We start from the raw sequence: 15,582 nt of genomic DNA on the forward strand, positions 1-15,582 counted from the left end.
CCGTCATTATAGCAAACTCGCTTGCGCCACACTCTCTTTGGCAATTTGGGTGATTTGATCCCATTGGGCATGGGCTAGCAACTCTTTGGGAGTAAGCCATGAGCCCCCCACACAAGAAACATTATCTAGGGCTAGATAATTGTGCATATTCTCTAAACTGATTCCCCCAGTGGGGCAGAATTGCACTCCCTCAAAAGGCGCACTAAAGGATTTGAGCAATTTCACCCCCCCCACCGCTTCAGCTGGGAAGAGTTTTAACGCCTCAAAGCCATATTCTAAGGCTAACATCAATTCCCCCGCACTGGCTACCCCCGGAATAAGGGGAATATCCACACTCTTGGCTTCTTGTGCAAACTTGGCATTAATCCCCGGGCTGATAGCAAAGCGCGCCCCTGCCTTTTTGACTTGCTCTAACATGGAAACATTTAGGATTGTGCCCGCGCCCACAATTGCCTCGGGGACTTCTTGGGCAATGCGCGCGATCCCCTCCAGCGCGCCCTGTGTGCGCAAAGTGATCTCTAAAATCTTAATCCCCCCTTTTAGAAGGGCTCGGGCTAGAGGCACGCCCTGCTTGGGGTCTTCAAGGGTGATCACAGGGATAAGTGGACCGGTATTTAAAATCTCTTTAGCTTGCATGGTATTCTCCTTAATTTCCAAAACTAGTTGCCCCAGTTTCTGCACTGGTGGCTACACTTCTAAAGCCGGCAAAGAGCTCGCGTCCACTGCCAAAATGATCGCGTGAAGTGGGTTTAGGCGTCCTTGCCTGCCACTCTGTAGGTTCTACAAGAGCCTCTAAAATCCCCTCTTTAGCATCTAAGAGCACCTCATCGCCCTCTTGCAAGAGGGCGATCGCCCCGCCCAGAAGAGCTTCAGGGCTTAGATGAATAGCCGCGGGCACTTTGCCCGATGCTCCACTCATACGCCCATCGGTGATCAACGCCACCTTAAAGCCCTGATCTTGGAGTGTGCCTAAAATGGGGGTGAGTTTGTGTAGCTCGGGCATGCCATTGGCACGCGGACCCTGGTAGGGTAACACCGCGATAAAATCACGATTCAAATCCCCCTGTTTAAAGCGATCTGAAAACTCTTGTTGAGAGTGGAATACAAGGGCAGGAGCTTGGATTCTTTGGTGTTCTGGAGCAACTGCGGAGATTTTGATCACTGCGCGTCCTAAATTCCCCTTGAGTGTCCTTAGTCCTCCATCTACACTAAAGGGCTCTTTTACAGGGCGCACAATATTGGTATCTAAACTCTCTAACACGCCCTCTTTGTAAGTGAGTTTGTCCTCTAGCAAATAAGGGTTTTGGGTGTAGGCGTGCAAGCCCTCTCCCATGATCGTTTCACAATCCTCATGCAAGAGTCCCGCACTCAAGAGTTCGCGCACCACAAAGGCTAACCCTCCGGCTGCCTCAAATTGGTTCACATCGGCTTTACCATTGGGATAGACACGCGCTAAAAGGGGAGTCATCTGAGAAATCGCGTCAAAATCATCCCAATTAATGATAATCCCTGCGGCCTTGGCAATCGCTACAAGATGGATAGTGTGATTAGTTGAGCCTCCTGTCGCCATCAAGCCCACCATCGCGTTCACAATATTCTTTTCACTTAGCAACACCCCAATGGGTTTAACCTCTTGGGTAGCCATATGCGTAGCAGCTGCTTTAACTAATGCTTGCCTTAAGGAGGTAGTAGGATTGATAAAGGCAGAATTTGGTAGGTGCAAGCCCATGAGCTCCACCATCATTTGGTTAGAGTTAGCCGTACCATAGAAAGTACAAGTGCCCACAGAATGGTAAGATTGCATCTCACTTTCTAAAAGCGCATCCCTAGAGATTTTGCCCTGAGCAAAGAGTTCGCGCGTTTTAGACTTTTGTGCGTTAGAAATCCCACTACTCATCGGCCCTGAGGGCACAAAAATGCTAGGCAAATGCCCAAACTGAAGCGCACCAATGAGCAAGCCGGGCACAATTTTATCACACACTCCTAAGTAAAACGCTCCATCAAAGACATTATGAGAAAGGGCAACCGCAGTGCTCATCGCGATCACATCGCGCGAAAAGAGGCTAAGTTCCATGCCCTCATACCCTTGCGTGATCCCATCACACATGGCGGGTACTCCTCCAGCAAATTGTGCACTCAAACCATACCTAACTAGCTCTTCTTTAATGAGATCGGGGTAGGTTTTAAAAGGCTGGTGAGCAGATAGCATGTCATTGTAGGCCGAAACAATGGCGAAATTGCGCCTTTGGGTGTCTTTGATAGTGTCCTTAAGATGAGCGGGTAGGCTGGCATAAGTGTGCGCTAAGTTCGCACAACCCAAATCTTTGCGTGCAATTTTGCCTTGATGTTGCGTAACGCGTTCTAAATAAGCTTGACGGGTGGGCTTGCTACGCTCCATGATAAGTTTTGTAACATGCTCGAGAGCTTTTAGTGCCATAGATGATCCTTGTATGTCTTGTGTATGTCCAAAGTATGCTATCTTTTTGGTAAAAATATCCCATGTCCTAAATGGGCTTAGAAGGATTTTAATGCGTGAGGGTCATTTTATTTTACTAGGCGCAACGGGGGATTTAGCTTTGCGTAAGATTTTCCCCGCCCTCTATAGAGCTTATAAGGATCAGTTATTAGTCCCTAGTATTTTAGCTACGGGGCGTTCGCGCCTTAGTCGCGAGGAATTTCTACATTTATTAGACACCAAGACAAAGCCTCATCTCAAAAATCTTGATTTGGTATTGTGGGAAAATTTTACCCAGCATATTGAATATGTACCGATGGACTTAACCCAAGCCCAGGATTTTAAAGCTCTCACGCAAAAGCCCCTTCACCCCAATACGCTCATTTATTTTTCCATCGCTCCAGAGTTTTTTGCGATCGCTTGCGCGCATTTGGCGCAGGTGGGACTGAACGCCCCCCAAGTTAAGATTGTGTTAGAAAAGCCCTTAGGGGTGGATCTGCACTCCGCGCGCGCGATTCACAAGAGTATTGCCCAGCACTACCAGGAAAGCCAAATTTATCGCATCGATCACTATTTGGGTAAGCAGAGCGTGCAAAATCTCTTGGGTCTGCGCGTCTCTAATCCCTGGCTTCAAGCCCTTTGCAATCATGGTCATGTTGATCATGTGCAAATTAGCGTGTGCGAAACCTTGGGGGTGGAGAGTCGAGGGGGCTTTTACGACCCCATGGGGGCACTGCGTGACATGCTTCAAAACCACATGCTCCAAATGCTCGCCCTACTCACCATGCCCCCACCCTCAAACTTAGATGCCTCCTCCATCCGCAAAGCTAAACTCTCTTTACTCCAAAGTCTCAAACCCTTAGATGACCAAGCGGTGCGCCACCAAGTAGTGCGCGCTCAATACAGCGCAAATGATGCACTAGTGGGCTATAGGCAAGAATCCCATGTCAATCCACAAAGCCAAACTGAAACCTTTGTCGCGCTCAAACTAGAAATTGATCGCCCCGAATGGGTGGATGTGCCCTTTTATCTGCGCACAGGCAAGCGCATGGGGGGTTCTTTCGTGCAAGTGGTAGTTGGTTTTAAAGGGGACAACTCTCTAGTCTTTAACATCCAACCCAACCCAACTATTTCGCTGAGTCTGCATGCCAATGCTCCCATCGTATTGCAAAGTGCACTAGAGGGTGGCATGGACGCTTACCAACGCCTCATCTTAGATGCCTTTGACTCCAACCAAAGTTCGTTCAACCACCAAGACGAGTTAGAGGCTGCTTGGGTGTGGCTTGATCCCATCTTGCAAGCATGGCAGGCCAATGAAACCCCCTTGTATTTCTACCCAGCGGGGAGTTTTGGTCCCAAAGAGGCTTTTGATCTGCTGGAGAAGGAGGGGCGTGCGTGGTTTTGAATTTTTTAGAACTTACTAATATGGGTACTCCTCAAGGATACCTAGATAGTTTTGGATGCCATGCTAGTGCCTTCACAGATGATCTAGATTATCTTTACGCCACAGACGATCACCAAATCCATATCGCCTTTTCGGGAGGCAAAAGCCCGATCCCCTTTTTAGAGTATTTGGCAGGTCTCACTTGGTGGGATGAATACACTCTTGGTTTAGTCGACGATCGCATTGTCCCCCCTGATCACGAGGATAGCAATGCGCGTTTGATCCATAGGCATTTTTTAGATAAGGTGCGCTCTAAATTTAACATTGATGTGCCCTTTACCCCCTTGGTTACAGATGCCAGCCTCCCTCCCGAGATGATCTTACAAAAGGCCCTGGAGAGTTACAAACAACCCGATTTAGCCCTGCTTGGTATGGGCTTGGACGGACACACCGCCTCGCTTTTCCCCGATGCACCTGAATACGAGCATGCCCTAAGCACCGCAGAGCCTCTTGTGCTCACCACGCCTCAAAATGCCCCCCACAAGCGTATTAGCATGAGTTTGCGCGCTTTAGAGAGTTGTAAAGAAACTTGGTTACTCATCTCTGGAGAGGAGAAACGCAGGGTTTTTGATGAGGCTGCCAAGGGGATCAACCCCCAACTTCCCATTTCCTACATCTTGCATTCTGAAAAGGTGAGTTGTAATGTCTTCTATACCCCATAAAACCTGCATTTGCCCAGAGAGTTATGATGATTGCGCTTTTTGAAGAACTTCCCGCCCAAAGACCTCAAGGGTCTGAGGATAGCTATATTAAGAGTGTAGCTTTCGGGATTTCAGGTTTTGCAAGCGATTGGCTCACCTTCCCCCCCATTCGACAAGATCATGTGCGCATGGCTTTTTCTGGGGACAAAACACTCACCCCTTTATTAAAAGCACTAGCAGAGATCAACTCTTGGTGGGAGGGCTTTTCTATCTGTCTTGCAGATGAATGCGTGGTAGATAGAGATCATGAAGAGAGCGGTGCTAGATTGATTGAAGAGCATTTTTTAAAGAGGTGTAGGGCTCGATTCTGCGTGCCTCTGCCCTTTACCCCCCTTGTGTGCGATGCAACCCTGCCTTTAGAGACCATCTTCCAAGAAGCACTTTCTCAATACCAACAACCCGATTTAGCACTGCTTGGCATGGGTGCTGATGGGCACATCGCCTCGCTTTTCCCCGATGCGCCTGAGTATGAGCATGCTATGAGCACCACCCAGCCCCTCGTGCTCACCACATCCAAAAACGACCCTTTTAAACGCTTGGGCATGTCTTTGAGCGCGCTTGAAAATTGTAAAAGCGTTTTTTTGTTCACCACTGGAGAAGAGAAAGGGGCTATGTTCGATCTAGCTAAAAAGCAGATCAACCCCCAACTTCCCATTTCTTATATCTTACATTCTGAAAAGGTTGAGTGCTTTGTCTTCTACATCCGATAAAACTTACCCCCGCCTGCTTGCCGACATTGGAGGCACGAACGCACGCTTTGGACTGGAGGTTGCTCCAGACAAGATTGAATGCATTGAAGTGTTACCTTGTCAAGATTATAACACCGTTGTTGACGCAATCAAAGCGTATTTGACTAAAGTCAATAATCCCCCTGTGAAATACGCCGCAATCGCCATCGCTAACCCCGTCATGGGCGATTGGGTGCAAATGACTAACCATCACTGGGCGTTCTCCATTGAAACCACGCGCCAAGCTCTCAAGCTAGAGGTGCTTATTTTGATCAATGACTTTACCGCCCAAGCCCATGCTATCTCTAAGATAGACCCTGAAGAGTTGCTACAGGTGGGGGGGAATGTGTGTGGAATTGATGCGCCTAAAGTAGTGCTAGGACCGGGCACAGGTTTAGGGGTGAGTGCGCTCATTCCCTGCTGTGATGGTTCTTACACGGCTCTAGCCGGGGAAGGGGGGCATGTAAGCTTTGCGCCCTTTGATGATACCGAGATTATGATTTGGCATTATGCGCGTAAAAAATATGGACATGTGTCTGCTGAACGCTTTTTAAGCGGGGCAGGCTTAGTGCTCATCCATGCCGCTCTAGCTGATCGAGAGGGCGTTAAAGTCAATCATATGACCCCTGAGCTCATCAGTCAACAGGCACTCAGCGGTAAATCCCCTCTATGTCGTCTTACTTTGGATATTTTTTGCACTATCTTAGGCACTGTGGCCTCCAACATGGCCTTGATTTTAGGTGCGCGTGGAGGAGTGTATCTGTGTGGAGGTATTATCCCGCGCTTTATTGACTATTTCAAAACCTCTCCCTTTCGCTTGCGCTTTGAAAATAAGGGGCGTTTTGCGGCGTATTTGGCGGCTATTCCCGTTTATGTGGTGTTGGCTAAACATCCGGGTATCAAGGGTGTAGCTGTGGCATTAGACAATCATTTAAAGGTTAAAGCATGAGTTTAACAGCCCTGAGCACTTTTAAAGCACTAAGCGCGCATTTTGAGAATGTCAAAGAAATGCATATGAAGGACATGTTCGCCAACGATCCTGAACGCGCCACGCGCTATTTTCTCAAAGTGGGCAGTCTCTGTTTGGATTATTCTAAAAACCGCATCAATGATGAAACTTTGAAGCTTTTGAGAGATTTAGCTCAAGAGTGTGCTTTAGAGCGCAAGATTGAGGCGATGTTTTCGGGGGAAAAGATCAACGCTACAGAGGGACGCGCAGTGTTGCATACAGCCCTACGCAACCAGTCTCAAGAAAAAGTGAGGGTGGATGGGGAGGATGTGATGCCTAAAGTGCGCGATGTGCTTGCGCGTATGGCAGATTTTAGCGACGCTTTGCGCTGTGGGCGTTGGTTGGGCTATACCAACCAAATCATCACTGATGTGGTGAACATTGGTATCGGGGGCTCGGACTTGGGGGCGCTCATGGTGTGCAAGGCCTTAAAGCGTTATGCTCACCCTAGACTTAACATGTATTTTGTCTCCAATGTGGATGGGATTCAGATTCAAAGTGTTTTGGATAAAATCCACCCTGAGACTACGCTGTTTATTGTCGCTTCTAAGACCTTTTCCACTCAAGAAACCTTGACAAATGCCCTGAGTGCGCGCGCGTGGTTTCTAGCCCATGCCCATGATGAAGTCCACATCGCCAAACATTTTGTGGCCGTTTCAACTAATAAGCAAGCCGTGCAAGACTTTGGAATCGACACCAAAAACATGTTTGAGTTTTGGAATTGGGTAGGCGGGCGCTATAGTCTGTGGTCAGCCATTGGACTCTCTATCATGATCTATTTGGGTAAGGAGAATTTTCAAGAACTGCTAGAAGGCGCATTTGAGATGGATACGCATTTCAGGAGCACCCCCTTTGAGCACAATATGCCCGTAATTTTGGCTTTGCTAGGGGTTTGGTATGTGAACTTCTTTGATGCAGGTAGTCACTTAATCGCTCCCTACGATCAGTATTTGCGCTATCTTCCTCGATTTATCCAACAATTAGACATGGAGAGCAATGGCAAGCGCACCACACTTAAGGGCGAGGTGGTCAATTACGATACAGGGCCCATTATTTGGGGAGATTTGGGCATTAACTCCCAACACGCCTTTTTTCAATTATTGCATCAGGGCACGCATTTAACCCCTATTGATTTTATCGCTTCTTTGAGCAAAGAGGGTAATTTACCCGGCCACCATGAAATTTTGCTGAGTAATGTCTTTGCCCAGGCAGAGGCCTTTATGAAGGGCAAGGATTACCAAGAAGCCTATGCACAGCTCATAGAAAAGGGTGTGCCTCCTGAACAGGCCTGCGTCATTGCGCCTCACCGAGTTTTTTCAGGCAATCGCCCCAGCAATGTACTCTTGCTAGATGCCATCACTCCTAACAGCATTGGGAATTTGGTTGCCCTTTATGAGCATAAAATTTTTGTGCAGGGAGCCATTTGGGATATTAATAGCTTTGATCAATGGGGTGTGGAATTAGGTAAAGAGCTAGCTAAGGATATTTTGGTCCAGCTGCGAGAGGGGAACGCGCAGAGCTTCCATGATAGCTCGACACAACACTTAATCAACCTCTATAAAATCTACAACAAAGGAGTTTTACATGCAGACCAAGAGTAATAATTTCGCCCTGGCTACCCTGACGGCATTGTTTTTTATGATGGGTTTCATTACAGTGCTCAATGACATTTTGATTCCCCATCTTAGGAAGATATTCGATCTCAACTATTTTGAAGCTGCATTGGTACAATTTTGTTTTTTTGGAGCTTATTTTATCACGGGGGGATTTTTTGGAAAATTGCTCGATAAGATCGGCTATCCAGCTGGGGTAGTAGGGGGGTTTTTACTCACTGCTTTGGGCTGTGTGCTTTTCTACCCCGCCGCTTCTACGGCTTCCTATCCTATCTTTCTGGGCGCGCTCTTTGTCTTAGCCAGTGGAGTCGTGCTCTTGCAAACAGCGGGCAACCCCTTTGTTACTTTGCTATCGCCAGGTAAGGAAGCGAGTGCGCTCACGCTAGTGCAGGCTTTCAACTCGTTAGGCACATTCTTAGGACCACACTTTGGTGCCCTGCTCATCATTGCGGACACAGCAGAAATGGTCGATAAGGTTAAAGGTGCGCAATCTGTGCAAATTCCTTATCTGATGATTGCGGGCGTGGCCGTTCTGCTCGCTGTGGTGATTTATCTACTCAAATTGCCCGATGTGCGTGAACGCGCTGAACAAATCAGCGAAGAAAACCACGATGGTAAACAGAGCATGTTTGAGTATTCTCATTTAGTGCTTGGAGCTTTGGCGATTTTCTTTTATGTGGGTGCGGAAGTGTCCATTGGATCGTTCTTGGTCCTCACTATGGAAAAAGTTGCCAGCATGGATGCCAAGACCAGTGCGCACTACATCAGCTTCTATTGGGGTGGGGCGATGGTGGGGCGCTTCATCGGGAGCGCGATTATGTCTAAAATTGCGCCCAATAAATGTTTAGCCTTTAATGCAATCACTAATGTGGTGTTGCTTATCTTGGCGATTGTTTTTGATAGCCATGTAACGATTTATTTCTTACTTGCCATCGGACTCTTCAACTCCATCATGTTCCCCACTATTTTCTCCTTAGCGACTAAAAATCTAGGCAAGTTTACCAGCCAAGCTTCTGGACTTATCTGTATTGCCATTGTCGGGGGCGCACTCGTGCCTCCCGTGCAAGGGATTGTCGCCGACTACATGGGGCTTATCACCTCTTATCTCGTTCCCATGGTTTGCTATTTCTATATCGTTTTCTTTGCCATTCAAGGCTATAAAGTGATCACAGACAAGGAAGAGATGGTATAACCATAGATCTCACAGGCATAACAGCCCTTTTACAGGAGTCTATAAGGCTAGCACCAGCATGGCTGTGCTAATATTTGTGCAATCAAGGGGTAATACCCTTGGGGTTGGGGCATCAACCTTTGGAATAGGGAACGTAAGACTCCAAACGGAGCTGTCCTGCTTGAAGCCGCGATCTCCACTAAAGTTAGAATCCCCTAACTTTAGTTATGGGAGAGTATGTCAAAGGAGTCTGTAAAAGCCACCCCTCCTTGGGTGGGTAAGTAGGATGCACAGGTTCTGCGATCTGTAGGATTTGACGGGTGTTCTAATCAATTCCCAGTATCTGCCGTAATTGTGCCTCCTCTATGATGGCAATACCCTGTATCCGTGCTTGTTCTAACTTGCTTCCCGGATTAGCACCACACAATAAGAAATCAGTCTTACTGCTCAAATGGTTTTTGACCTGCGCGCCTAACTCTTCTAATTGTTGAGTCAGCTTTTGCCTAGAGATTGCAAAGCTCCCTGTGATGACGATGATCTTGCTCTTGAAGAAATGATTTGGAGAATCTTGAGAGATGGGGGCGGTGGGCTGGATGATCTGCATTAAATGCGCGATGAGTTCTTGATTAGCCTGCACAAACTCCCAGAAAGATTGCGCGCTTTTATAATCCCCTTTTTGATCCTCTTTGACTCCTTGAAACACCTGCTGGAAGGCGCGTTGATACCCTTGGTAATCTTGCTTAAAAACTTCCAAGCCTAGAACATCTGCGAGCTTTTTACTCGCTCCTTTACCGATATTGCCAATGCCTAAAGCGCTGATCAAGCGCCATAGGGGAGTGTGCCTGGTTTTGGCAATGGCATTTAAGAGATTTTGAGCACGCTTTTGCTTCCAGCCCTCCAGTTTGAGCAAATCTTCTAGTTGCAAAGTATAGAGGTCGCTAATTTGACTAATTAATTTAGCCTCTAGCAATTGTTTAACCACTTTATCTCCCAACCCGGCGATCTCTAAGCCTTGTTTGGAGGCAAAATAGACCAAGCTGGCATGCAATTTTGCACTGCAAGAGGGGTTAGCACAGCAGAGCGCGCGCGGGTAAGTTGAGAGGTCTAAATTGCAACGGTAGCAATAAGGTCTGTATTCTAAAGCCCCAAGACATACAGAGCAGACAAGCGGAAAGGCAGAATGTGCGCAATTAGGGCATGCACGCGCGCGTGAGCTGATAGGGTGATCGCACTTGGGGCAGGTATGGTGGCGGTGCATAAAAAGCGCACATGTAGGGCAGAAATTAGGCTTATCCTTTAAGAGTAGAGATAAATGGCATTGGGGACAGATATTAAGAGGTTGTTGTTCTAAAACACTTTGGCATGCTGGGCAGTGGCTGGGGGGAATGATGGGTTTTTGACTGCCATCACGCAGATGGGTTAAGGGTTTGATCACTTGGGGGATTACATCTCCACTTCTGAGCACTACCACCATATCATTCAGCTGAAGGTCTTTTTGTTGGATATCTGTATAGCTATTCAAAGTAGCGCGCGCAATCTGTGCCCCGTCTAAATTCACGGGCTCTAAACACGCCACAGGTGTGATCGCTCCGCTACGCCCCACCTGCGCGATAACCTCTAACAAGCGGGTGTGTTTTTCATTGGCTGGGAACTTATAGGCAATAGCAAAGCGCGGGGCTTTGAGAGTGAAGCCTAAATCGTTTTGCATATCAAAATCATCTACTACCACTACCATGCCATCCATCGCCATTTTGGCATGCTTTCTTTGGGCATATAATTCCATGTAGACTTTTTGGATGTCCTCTATACTCTCACAAAGGCTAAAGGGCATGGGCAAGAAGTGATTTTCTAACAAAAGATCTATCATAGCTTTAAAACTAGATAAAGTGGGGGTGCAACGCCCTAAACCCCAGGGGGTGAAACTCAGCTTGCGCCTGGCACTCACGCGCGCATCAAGTTGGCGCAAACTCCCTGCAGCAGCGTTGCGCGCATTAGCAAAGAGGGGCTGATTTTGCGCAAGTCTTTCTTGGTTGAGCTTTTCAAAATCGCTATGTTCGATCCCCACCTCTCCGCGAATCTCTAGGGGGTTTGTGTGAGTAATGCGCAAAGGAATGGAGGGAATGGTTTTAGCGATGTGGGTAACTAATTCCCCCTCTACACCATTGCCCCTTGTGGCAGCACTGATTAACTTGCCTTGATCATAAAAGAGATTGAGAGACACTCCATCAAGCTTAGGCGAACAGGTGAAGCGGGCATGCGGATAAACCTTGAGAATGCGTGTGATCCAAGTTTGCAAACCCTCTGCATCGAAGACATTGTCTAAACTCCACATACGCTCTAGGTGTGTATGTTTGGGCAAATAAGAGAGCAGGGCATCGCCCACGCGTTGGGTGGGAGAGTGTTCCAAAATCTGCTCGGGGTGGGTGCGTTCATAATCCTTGATCTGCTGGTAGAGTGCGTCATACTCAAAATCGCTAATGAGCGGATCGTCTAACACATAGTAATGGTGGGCGTATTTGCAGGCGCGCTCTACACAAGCTTGATAGTCTTGAAAAGTTTGTATCATTGTCCAGTCTTTGCTATAATGGCGGGCATTGTAGCGGAGTTTAGGTTAAGAGAAAGGATGAGCTTGATTGGCGATGTAGATTCTAGCATTTCTTTGCACCTGAATAACGAGGCGCAGTTCCTATGTTTTACACTCAGCGATGATAGCGGTAATAATGCTGAGCTCTATGGGATCAATATTTTTAAAATCCGTGAGATCATTTATTATGATGGAGATGTGACCGAAACTGTGGGGGGCAATGAGAGCATGATGTTAGGATTTTTGACTATTCGGGGGGAGTCCGTGCCTCTCATCGATGTAAAGCGCTGGCTTCATTATGAGCCTAGCGATCCTGATCGCGATCTCAGTGGCGTGTCTGTGCAAAGCAAGGAAAATTTGGTGATTGTGTGCGAGTTTTCCAGCTGTGTAGTGGGATTGAAAATCTTCGCCATTAAGCGCATTGTGCACAAGAGTTGGGGAGATATAAGCGTGGGGGACAAACAGGGCTTTGGAGCGGGGGGTAAGGTGAGCGCGATCACGCGCTTTGAGCAGGATAGAGTGATTCAGATTTTAGATGTGGAGCGTATGCTGGTAGATACTTTTCCAGACTTACAGGAACTCAATCGACTCAAGGCGCAGTTTGTGGAGGCCATCAAGAGCGATAAGCTGATCTTAATTGCCGAGGATTCCCAAGTGGCGATGAAAAACCTAGAGCGAATCGTGGGGAATTTAAATCTCAGATACGAGGCTTTCCCTAATGGCGAGGCGTTGCTCAAACGGCTTTTTGCAGACAAGATGATCGAGCATGTGGGGGCGATCATCACCGATTTAGAAATGCCCATGGTGTCTGGGTTTGAAGTGCTCAAGCGAATCAAAGAGGACGCACGCACCAAGCACTTGCCCGTCATTATCAATTCTTCTATGAGTAGCGAGTCGAATAAACAGCTTGCTGATTCTCTGCATGCCGATGGGTTTGTTATCAAATCCCACCCGGATGAAATCCGCGAACTCTTGCACGCATATTTACAAGTCTGAATAAAAGGAAATTGATGTTAAGGACACATTTATGTGCCCAAGTGGGCGAAGCGCTGCTGGGACAACGCGTAGAGCTGTGCGGGTGGTGTCATAATTACCGCGATCATGGGGGGGTGATCTTCATCGATCTACGTGATAAAAGCGGGTTAGTGCAATTGGTGTGCGATCCGCAATCTGCGGCTTACGAAGTGGCTAATTTAGTGCGCCATGAGTTTGTGCTCATTGCTAAGGGTGTGGTGCGCGCGCGTGCGCAAGGGCTGGAAAATCCCAAACTCAAAACGGGCAAAATTGAGGTGGTGCTAGAGAGCTTGCATATTGAAAATAAAAGCCTCACTCCTCCTATTGCTATAGGGGATTCAAGTGTGAATGAGGATTTACGCCTGCAATACCGCTTTTTAGATTTACGCTCCCCTAAAAGTTATGAGATTTTTAAAATGCGTAGCCGTGTGGCTAAAGCCGTGCGCGATTGCTTAGACTCTTTGGACTTCTTAGAGATGGAAACCCCTATGCTAGCCAAAACCACCCCAGAGGGGGCTAGAGATTTTCTTATCCCTAGTCGCGTGCATGATGGCGCATTTTTTGCCCTGCCTCAAAGCCCCCAGCTCTTCAAACAGCTTTTAATGGTCGCGGGCATGGACCGCTACTATCAAATAGCCAAGTGCTTTAGAGATGAGGATTTGCGCGCGGATCGCCAGCCTGAGTTTACCCAAGTGGATGTGGAAATGAGTTTTTGCACCCAAGAGGATGTCCTAGAAGTGGCCGAAACTCTATTACAAGCTGTCTTTAAAAGCGTGGGAGTGGAGGTTGCTACTCCTTTTGCGCGCCTGGATTACATGGAGGCAATGGAAAAATACGGGAGTGATAAGCCCGATTTACGCTTTGAGCTGCCCTTAGTAGAAGTGGGTGATCTCTTTGTGCAGAGTAGTAATGAGATTTTTAAAAGCATTGCTAACGATCCTAAAAAGAATCGCTTTAAAGCCCTGCGCGTGCCCGGGGGGGATAGCTTTTGTAGTCGTAAGTATTTGGGCGAGGCGGAAAGTTTTGTGCGTAGCTTTGGGGCACAGGGGTTAGCCTATTTACAAATCAAGCCTGAGGGGGCTAAGGGACCCTTAGTGAAATTCTTAAGTGAAGCACACTTGCAAGAGCTCTTAGCGCGCACACGGGTACAGGTGGGGGATATTCTCTTTTTTGGCGCGGGGGCTAAAAAGGTCGTTTGGGATTACATGGGGCGTCTGCGCTTGAAACTCGCTCAAGATTTAGGACTGATTAATGCAGATGCCTTTAATCTCTTATGGGTGGTGGATTTCCCTATGTTTGAGAGCGCAGAGGGCAAACTCAGCGCAGCACATCATCCCTTTACCATGCCCAAAGACCTAGATAATGAGGATTTAGAGGAGATGCGCTCGATTGCCTATGACATCGTGCTCAATGGGGTTGAATTGGGCGGGGGGAGTGTGCGCATCCATAAAGAGGAAGTGCAGGCCAAAGTGTTCGAGCTACTGGGCATTAGCCAGCAGGAAGCCCAAGAAAAATTTGGCTTCTTTTTAGAGGCATTGCAATATGGTGCACCCCCCCATGCGGGCTTTGCTCTAGGGTTAGATCGCCTTGTGATGTTGCTTGCCAAAGTGCCCAGTATCCGTGATGTGATCGCCTTTCCCAAAACTCAAAAAGCCACCTGCCTACTCAGCCAAGCCCCCAGCGAGGCTTCTGAGGAGCAGTTAAGAGAATTGCATATCCGCTTAAGAAACCCTAAAAGGAAACACCCATGAAACACCTATTTTTGATCATCGGCGCGCCCGGGAGTGGTAAAACCACAGACGCACAGCTTATTGCACAGCGCAATAGTGCTAATATGGTGCACTATTCTACCGGCGACCTCTTGCGCGCAGAAATTGCTAAGGGAAGTGAGCGCGGGCTACGCATCGCTGAGTTCACCAACAAGGGCGATCTCGTGCCCTTAGATATTGTGATTGATACGATCATCAGCGCGATTAAAAGCGCGCCTAAGGATGTGGTGATCATTGATGGCTATCCGCGCAGTGTGGAGCAAATGCAAGCCCTAGATCGCATGCTCAAAGCACAAGAGGAAGTGCGCTTAAAGGGCGTGGTGGAGGTCAAGGTGAGCGAGCCGGTAGCTAGGGAACGCGTTTTGGGGCGCTCAAGGGGAGATGATGATAATTTAGAGGTCTTTAACAAGCGCATGCAGGTGTATACTCAACCCCTAGAGAGTATCTTAGAGTTTTATAAAGCCCTTGAGGTGCACCAAGAAATCAATGGTGAACGAGGCATCGAAGAAATTGTGAACGATGTTGAAAGCTACATTAAAAATAATCTATAAGGACACACATGCAAATCCAGTACATTAAAATCGGCAAAAATCCCGATGCGATCAATGCGATCATTGAAATTCCCTATGGCTCGCATGTCAAATACGAGGTAGACAAGGACAGCGGCGCAGTGGTGGTCGATCGCGTGCTCTACCCCTCTATGGTTTACCCTGCCAACTACGGCTTTGTGCCCCATACTTTGGGGGGCGATGGCGACCCAGCCGATATTTTGGTGCTCAATGAAGACCCTCTGCAAGCGGGGAGCGTGATCAAATGCCGCCTAATCGGAGTGCTGTTCATGGAAGATGAGGGCGGAGTGGATGAAAAACTCTTAGCCCTCCCCGTAGAGAAAATCGATCCGCGCTATGCTAAAATCCAAAGCCTAGAGGATTTACCCCCCATCACCCTAGAGAAGATCAAACATTTCTTTGAAACTTACAAAGATTTGGAAAAAGACAAATGGGTCAAGGTGAAGGGCTTTGGCAACAAAGCCCAAGCCCAAGAGGTGCTGGAACAAGCCATAGATCATTGTCAAAAGTCAAAAAAGTAAATCA

The 15,582-nt window shown here is 47.8% G+C and carries 13 protein-coding genes; 10 read left to right on the forward strand and 3 right to left on the reverse strand.

Annotation, left to right across the window (positions count from 1 at the left end):
* Positions 1–6: 6 nt before the first annotated feature.
* Complete coding sequence (locus KCO92_RS02330; protein WP_104695547.1) at positions 7–636, reverse strand: bifunctional 4-hydroxy-2-oxoglutarate aldolase/2-dehydro-3-deoxy-phosphogluconate aldolase; 630 nt, start codon at positions 634–636, stop codon at positions 7–9.
* A 10-nt stretch (positions 637–646) separates the two neighbouring features.
* Positions 647–2,437: a phosphogluconate dehydratase gene (gene edd, locus KCO92_RS02335; RefSeq protein ID WP_104695548.1), complete on the reverse strand. Its 1,791-nt coding sequence runs from the start codon at positions 2,435–2,437 to the stop codon at positions 647–649.
* Positions 2,438–2,528: 91 nt separating this feature from the next.
* Between edd and zwf the strand changes: the two genes are divergently transcribed.
* From zwf to KCO92_RS02365, 6 genes are read left to right on the forward strand one after another with little or no spacing between them, the layout of a single operon-like run.
* On the forward strand, positions 2,529–3,860 hold the full coding sequence (gene zwf / locus KCO92_RS02340; RefSeq protein ID WP_104695549.1) for a glucose-6-phosphate dehydrogenase: 1,332 nt from the start codon (positions 2,529–2,531) through the stop codon (positions 3,858–3,860).
* Entirely contained in the window at positions 3,857–4,561 is a 705-nt protein-coding gene (gene pgl, locus KCO92_RS02345) for a 6-phosphogluconolactonase (RefSeq protein WP_233710462.1), read from the forward strand. Before zwf ends, pgl (KCO92_RS02345) begins: the two co-directional genes overlap by 4 nt.
* A 26-nt stretch (positions 4,562–4,587) precedes the next feature.
* Positions 4,588–5,310, forward strand: a complete 723-nt coding sequence (gene pgl, locus KCO92_RS02350) for a 6-phosphogluconolactonase (protein WP_104695550.1) — start codon at positions 4,588–4,590, stop codon at positions 5,308–5,310.
* Positions 5,291–6,277, forward strand: coding sequence for a glucokinase (locus tag KCO92_RS02355; RefSeq protein ID WP_199766045.1), 987 nt, complete (start codon positions 5,291–5,293; stop codon positions 6,275–6,277). The genes pgl (KCO92_RS02350) and KCO92_RS02355 overlap by 20 nt, the downstream gene beginning before the upstream one ends.
* Complete coding sequence (pgi, locus tag KCO92_RS02360; protein WP_104695552.1) at positions 6,274–7,938, forward strand: glucose-6-phosphate isomerase; 1,665 nt, start codon at positions 6,274–6,276, stop codon at positions 7,936–7,938. Before KCO92_RS02355 ends, pgi begins: the two co-directional genes overlap by 4 nt.
* Positions 7,922–9,142, forward strand: a complete 1,221-nt coding sequence (locus KCO92_RS02365) for a sugar MFS transporter (protein WP_104695553.1) — start codon at positions 7,922–7,924, stop codon at positions 9,140–9,142. Before pgi ends, KCO92_RS02365 begins: the two co-directional genes overlap by 17 nt.
* 304 nt (positions 9,143–9,446) lie before the next feature.
* On the opposite strand, the gene ligA is transcribed toward KCO92_RS02365, so the two are convergent.
* The gene (gene ligA / locus KCO92_RS02370; protein WP_104695554.1) at positions 9,447–11,687 is read right to left on the reverse strand and encodes an NAD-dependent DNA ligase LigA; all 2,241 of its coding nucleotides are present in this window, start codon (positions 11,685–11,687) and stop codon (positions 9,447–9,449) included.
* Between the two features lie 63 nt (positions 11,688–11,750).
* Between ligA and KCO92_RS02375 the strand changes: the two genes are divergently transcribed.
* Genes KCO92_RS02375 through ppa form a run of 4 tightly spaced genes read left to right on the forward strand, consistent with a single transcriptional unit; the run spans position 11,751 to position 15,578 of the window.
* Positions 11,751–12,701: a chemotaxis protein gene (locus KCO92_RS02375; protein ID WP_104695584.1), complete on the forward strand. Its 951-nt coding sequence runs from the start codon at positions 11,751–11,753 to the stop codon at positions 12,699–12,701.
* 14 nt (positions 12,702–12,715) lie between these two features.
* On the forward strand, positions 12,716–14,470 hold the full coding sequence (gene aspS, locus KCO92_RS02380) for an aspartate--tRNA ligase (protein ID WP_104695555.1): 1,755 nt from the start codon (positions 12,716–12,718) through the stop codon (positions 14,468–14,470).
* Positions 14,467–15,039, forward strand: a complete 573-nt coding sequence (locus KCO92_RS02385; RefSeq protein WP_104695556.1) for an adenylate kinase — start codon at positions 14,467–14,469, stop codon at positions 15,037–15,039. Before aspS ends, KCO92_RS02385 begins: the two co-directional genes overlap by 4 nt.
* Positions 15,040–15,047: 8 nt before the next feature.
* Complete coding sequence (gene ppa, locus KCO92_RS02390; RefSeq protein ID WP_104695557.1) at positions 15,048–15,578, forward strand: inorganic diphosphatase; 531 nt, start codon at positions 15,048–15,050, stop codon at positions 15,576–15,578.
* The last annotated feature ends 4 nt before the right edge of the window (positions 15,579–15,582 follow it).

Source organism: Helicobacter salomonis (assembly GCF_017979425.1).
Classification (GTDB): domain Bacteria; phylum Campylobacterota; class Campylobacteria; order Campylobacterales; family Helicobacteraceae; genus Helicobacter; species Helicobacter salomonis.

What these genes read in the sequence shown, in the direction of transcription:
- KCO92_RS02330 (WP_104695547.1), bottom strand. Translation starts at nt 636, where the DNA reads ATGCAAGCTAAAGAGATTTTAAATACCGGTCCACTTATCCCTGTGATC.
- edd (WP_104695548.1), bottom strand. Translation starts at nt 2,437, where the DNA reads ATGGCACTAAAAGCTCTCGAGCATGTTACAAAACTTATCATGGAGCGT.
- zwf (WP_104695549.1), top strand. Translation starts at nt 2,529, where the DNA reads ATGCGTGAGGGTCATTTTATTTTACTAGGCGCAACGGGGGATTTAGCT.
- pgl (WP_104695550.1), top strand. Translation starts at nt 4,588, where the DNA reads ATGATTGCGCTTTTTGAAGAACTTCCCGCCCAAAGACCTCAAGGGTCT.
- pgi (WP_104695552.1), top strand. Translation starts at nt 6,274, where the DNA reads ATGAGTTTAACAGCCCTGAGCACTTTTAAAGCACTAAGCGCGCATTTT.
- KCO92_RS02365 (WP_104695553.1), top strand. Translation starts at nt 7,922, where the DNA reads ATGCAGACCAAGAGTAATAATTTCGCCCTGGCTACCCTGACGGCATTG.
- ligA (WP_104695554.1), bottom strand. Translation starts at nt 11,687, where the DNA reads ATGATACAAACTTTTCAAGACTATCAAGCTTGTGTAGAGCGCGCCTGC.
- aspS (WP_104695555.1), top strand. Translation starts at nt 12,716, where the DNA reads ATGTTAAGGACACATTTATGTGCCCAAGTGGGCGAAGCGCTGCTGGGA.
- KCO92_RS02385 (WP_104695556.1), top strand. Translation starts at nt 14,467, where the DNA reads ATGAAACACCTATTTTTGATCATCGGCGCGCCCGGGAGTGGTAAAACC.
- ppa (WP_104695557.1), top strand. Translation starts at nt 15,048, where the DNA reads ATGCAAATCCAGTACATTAAAATCGGCAAAAATCCCGATGCGATCAAT.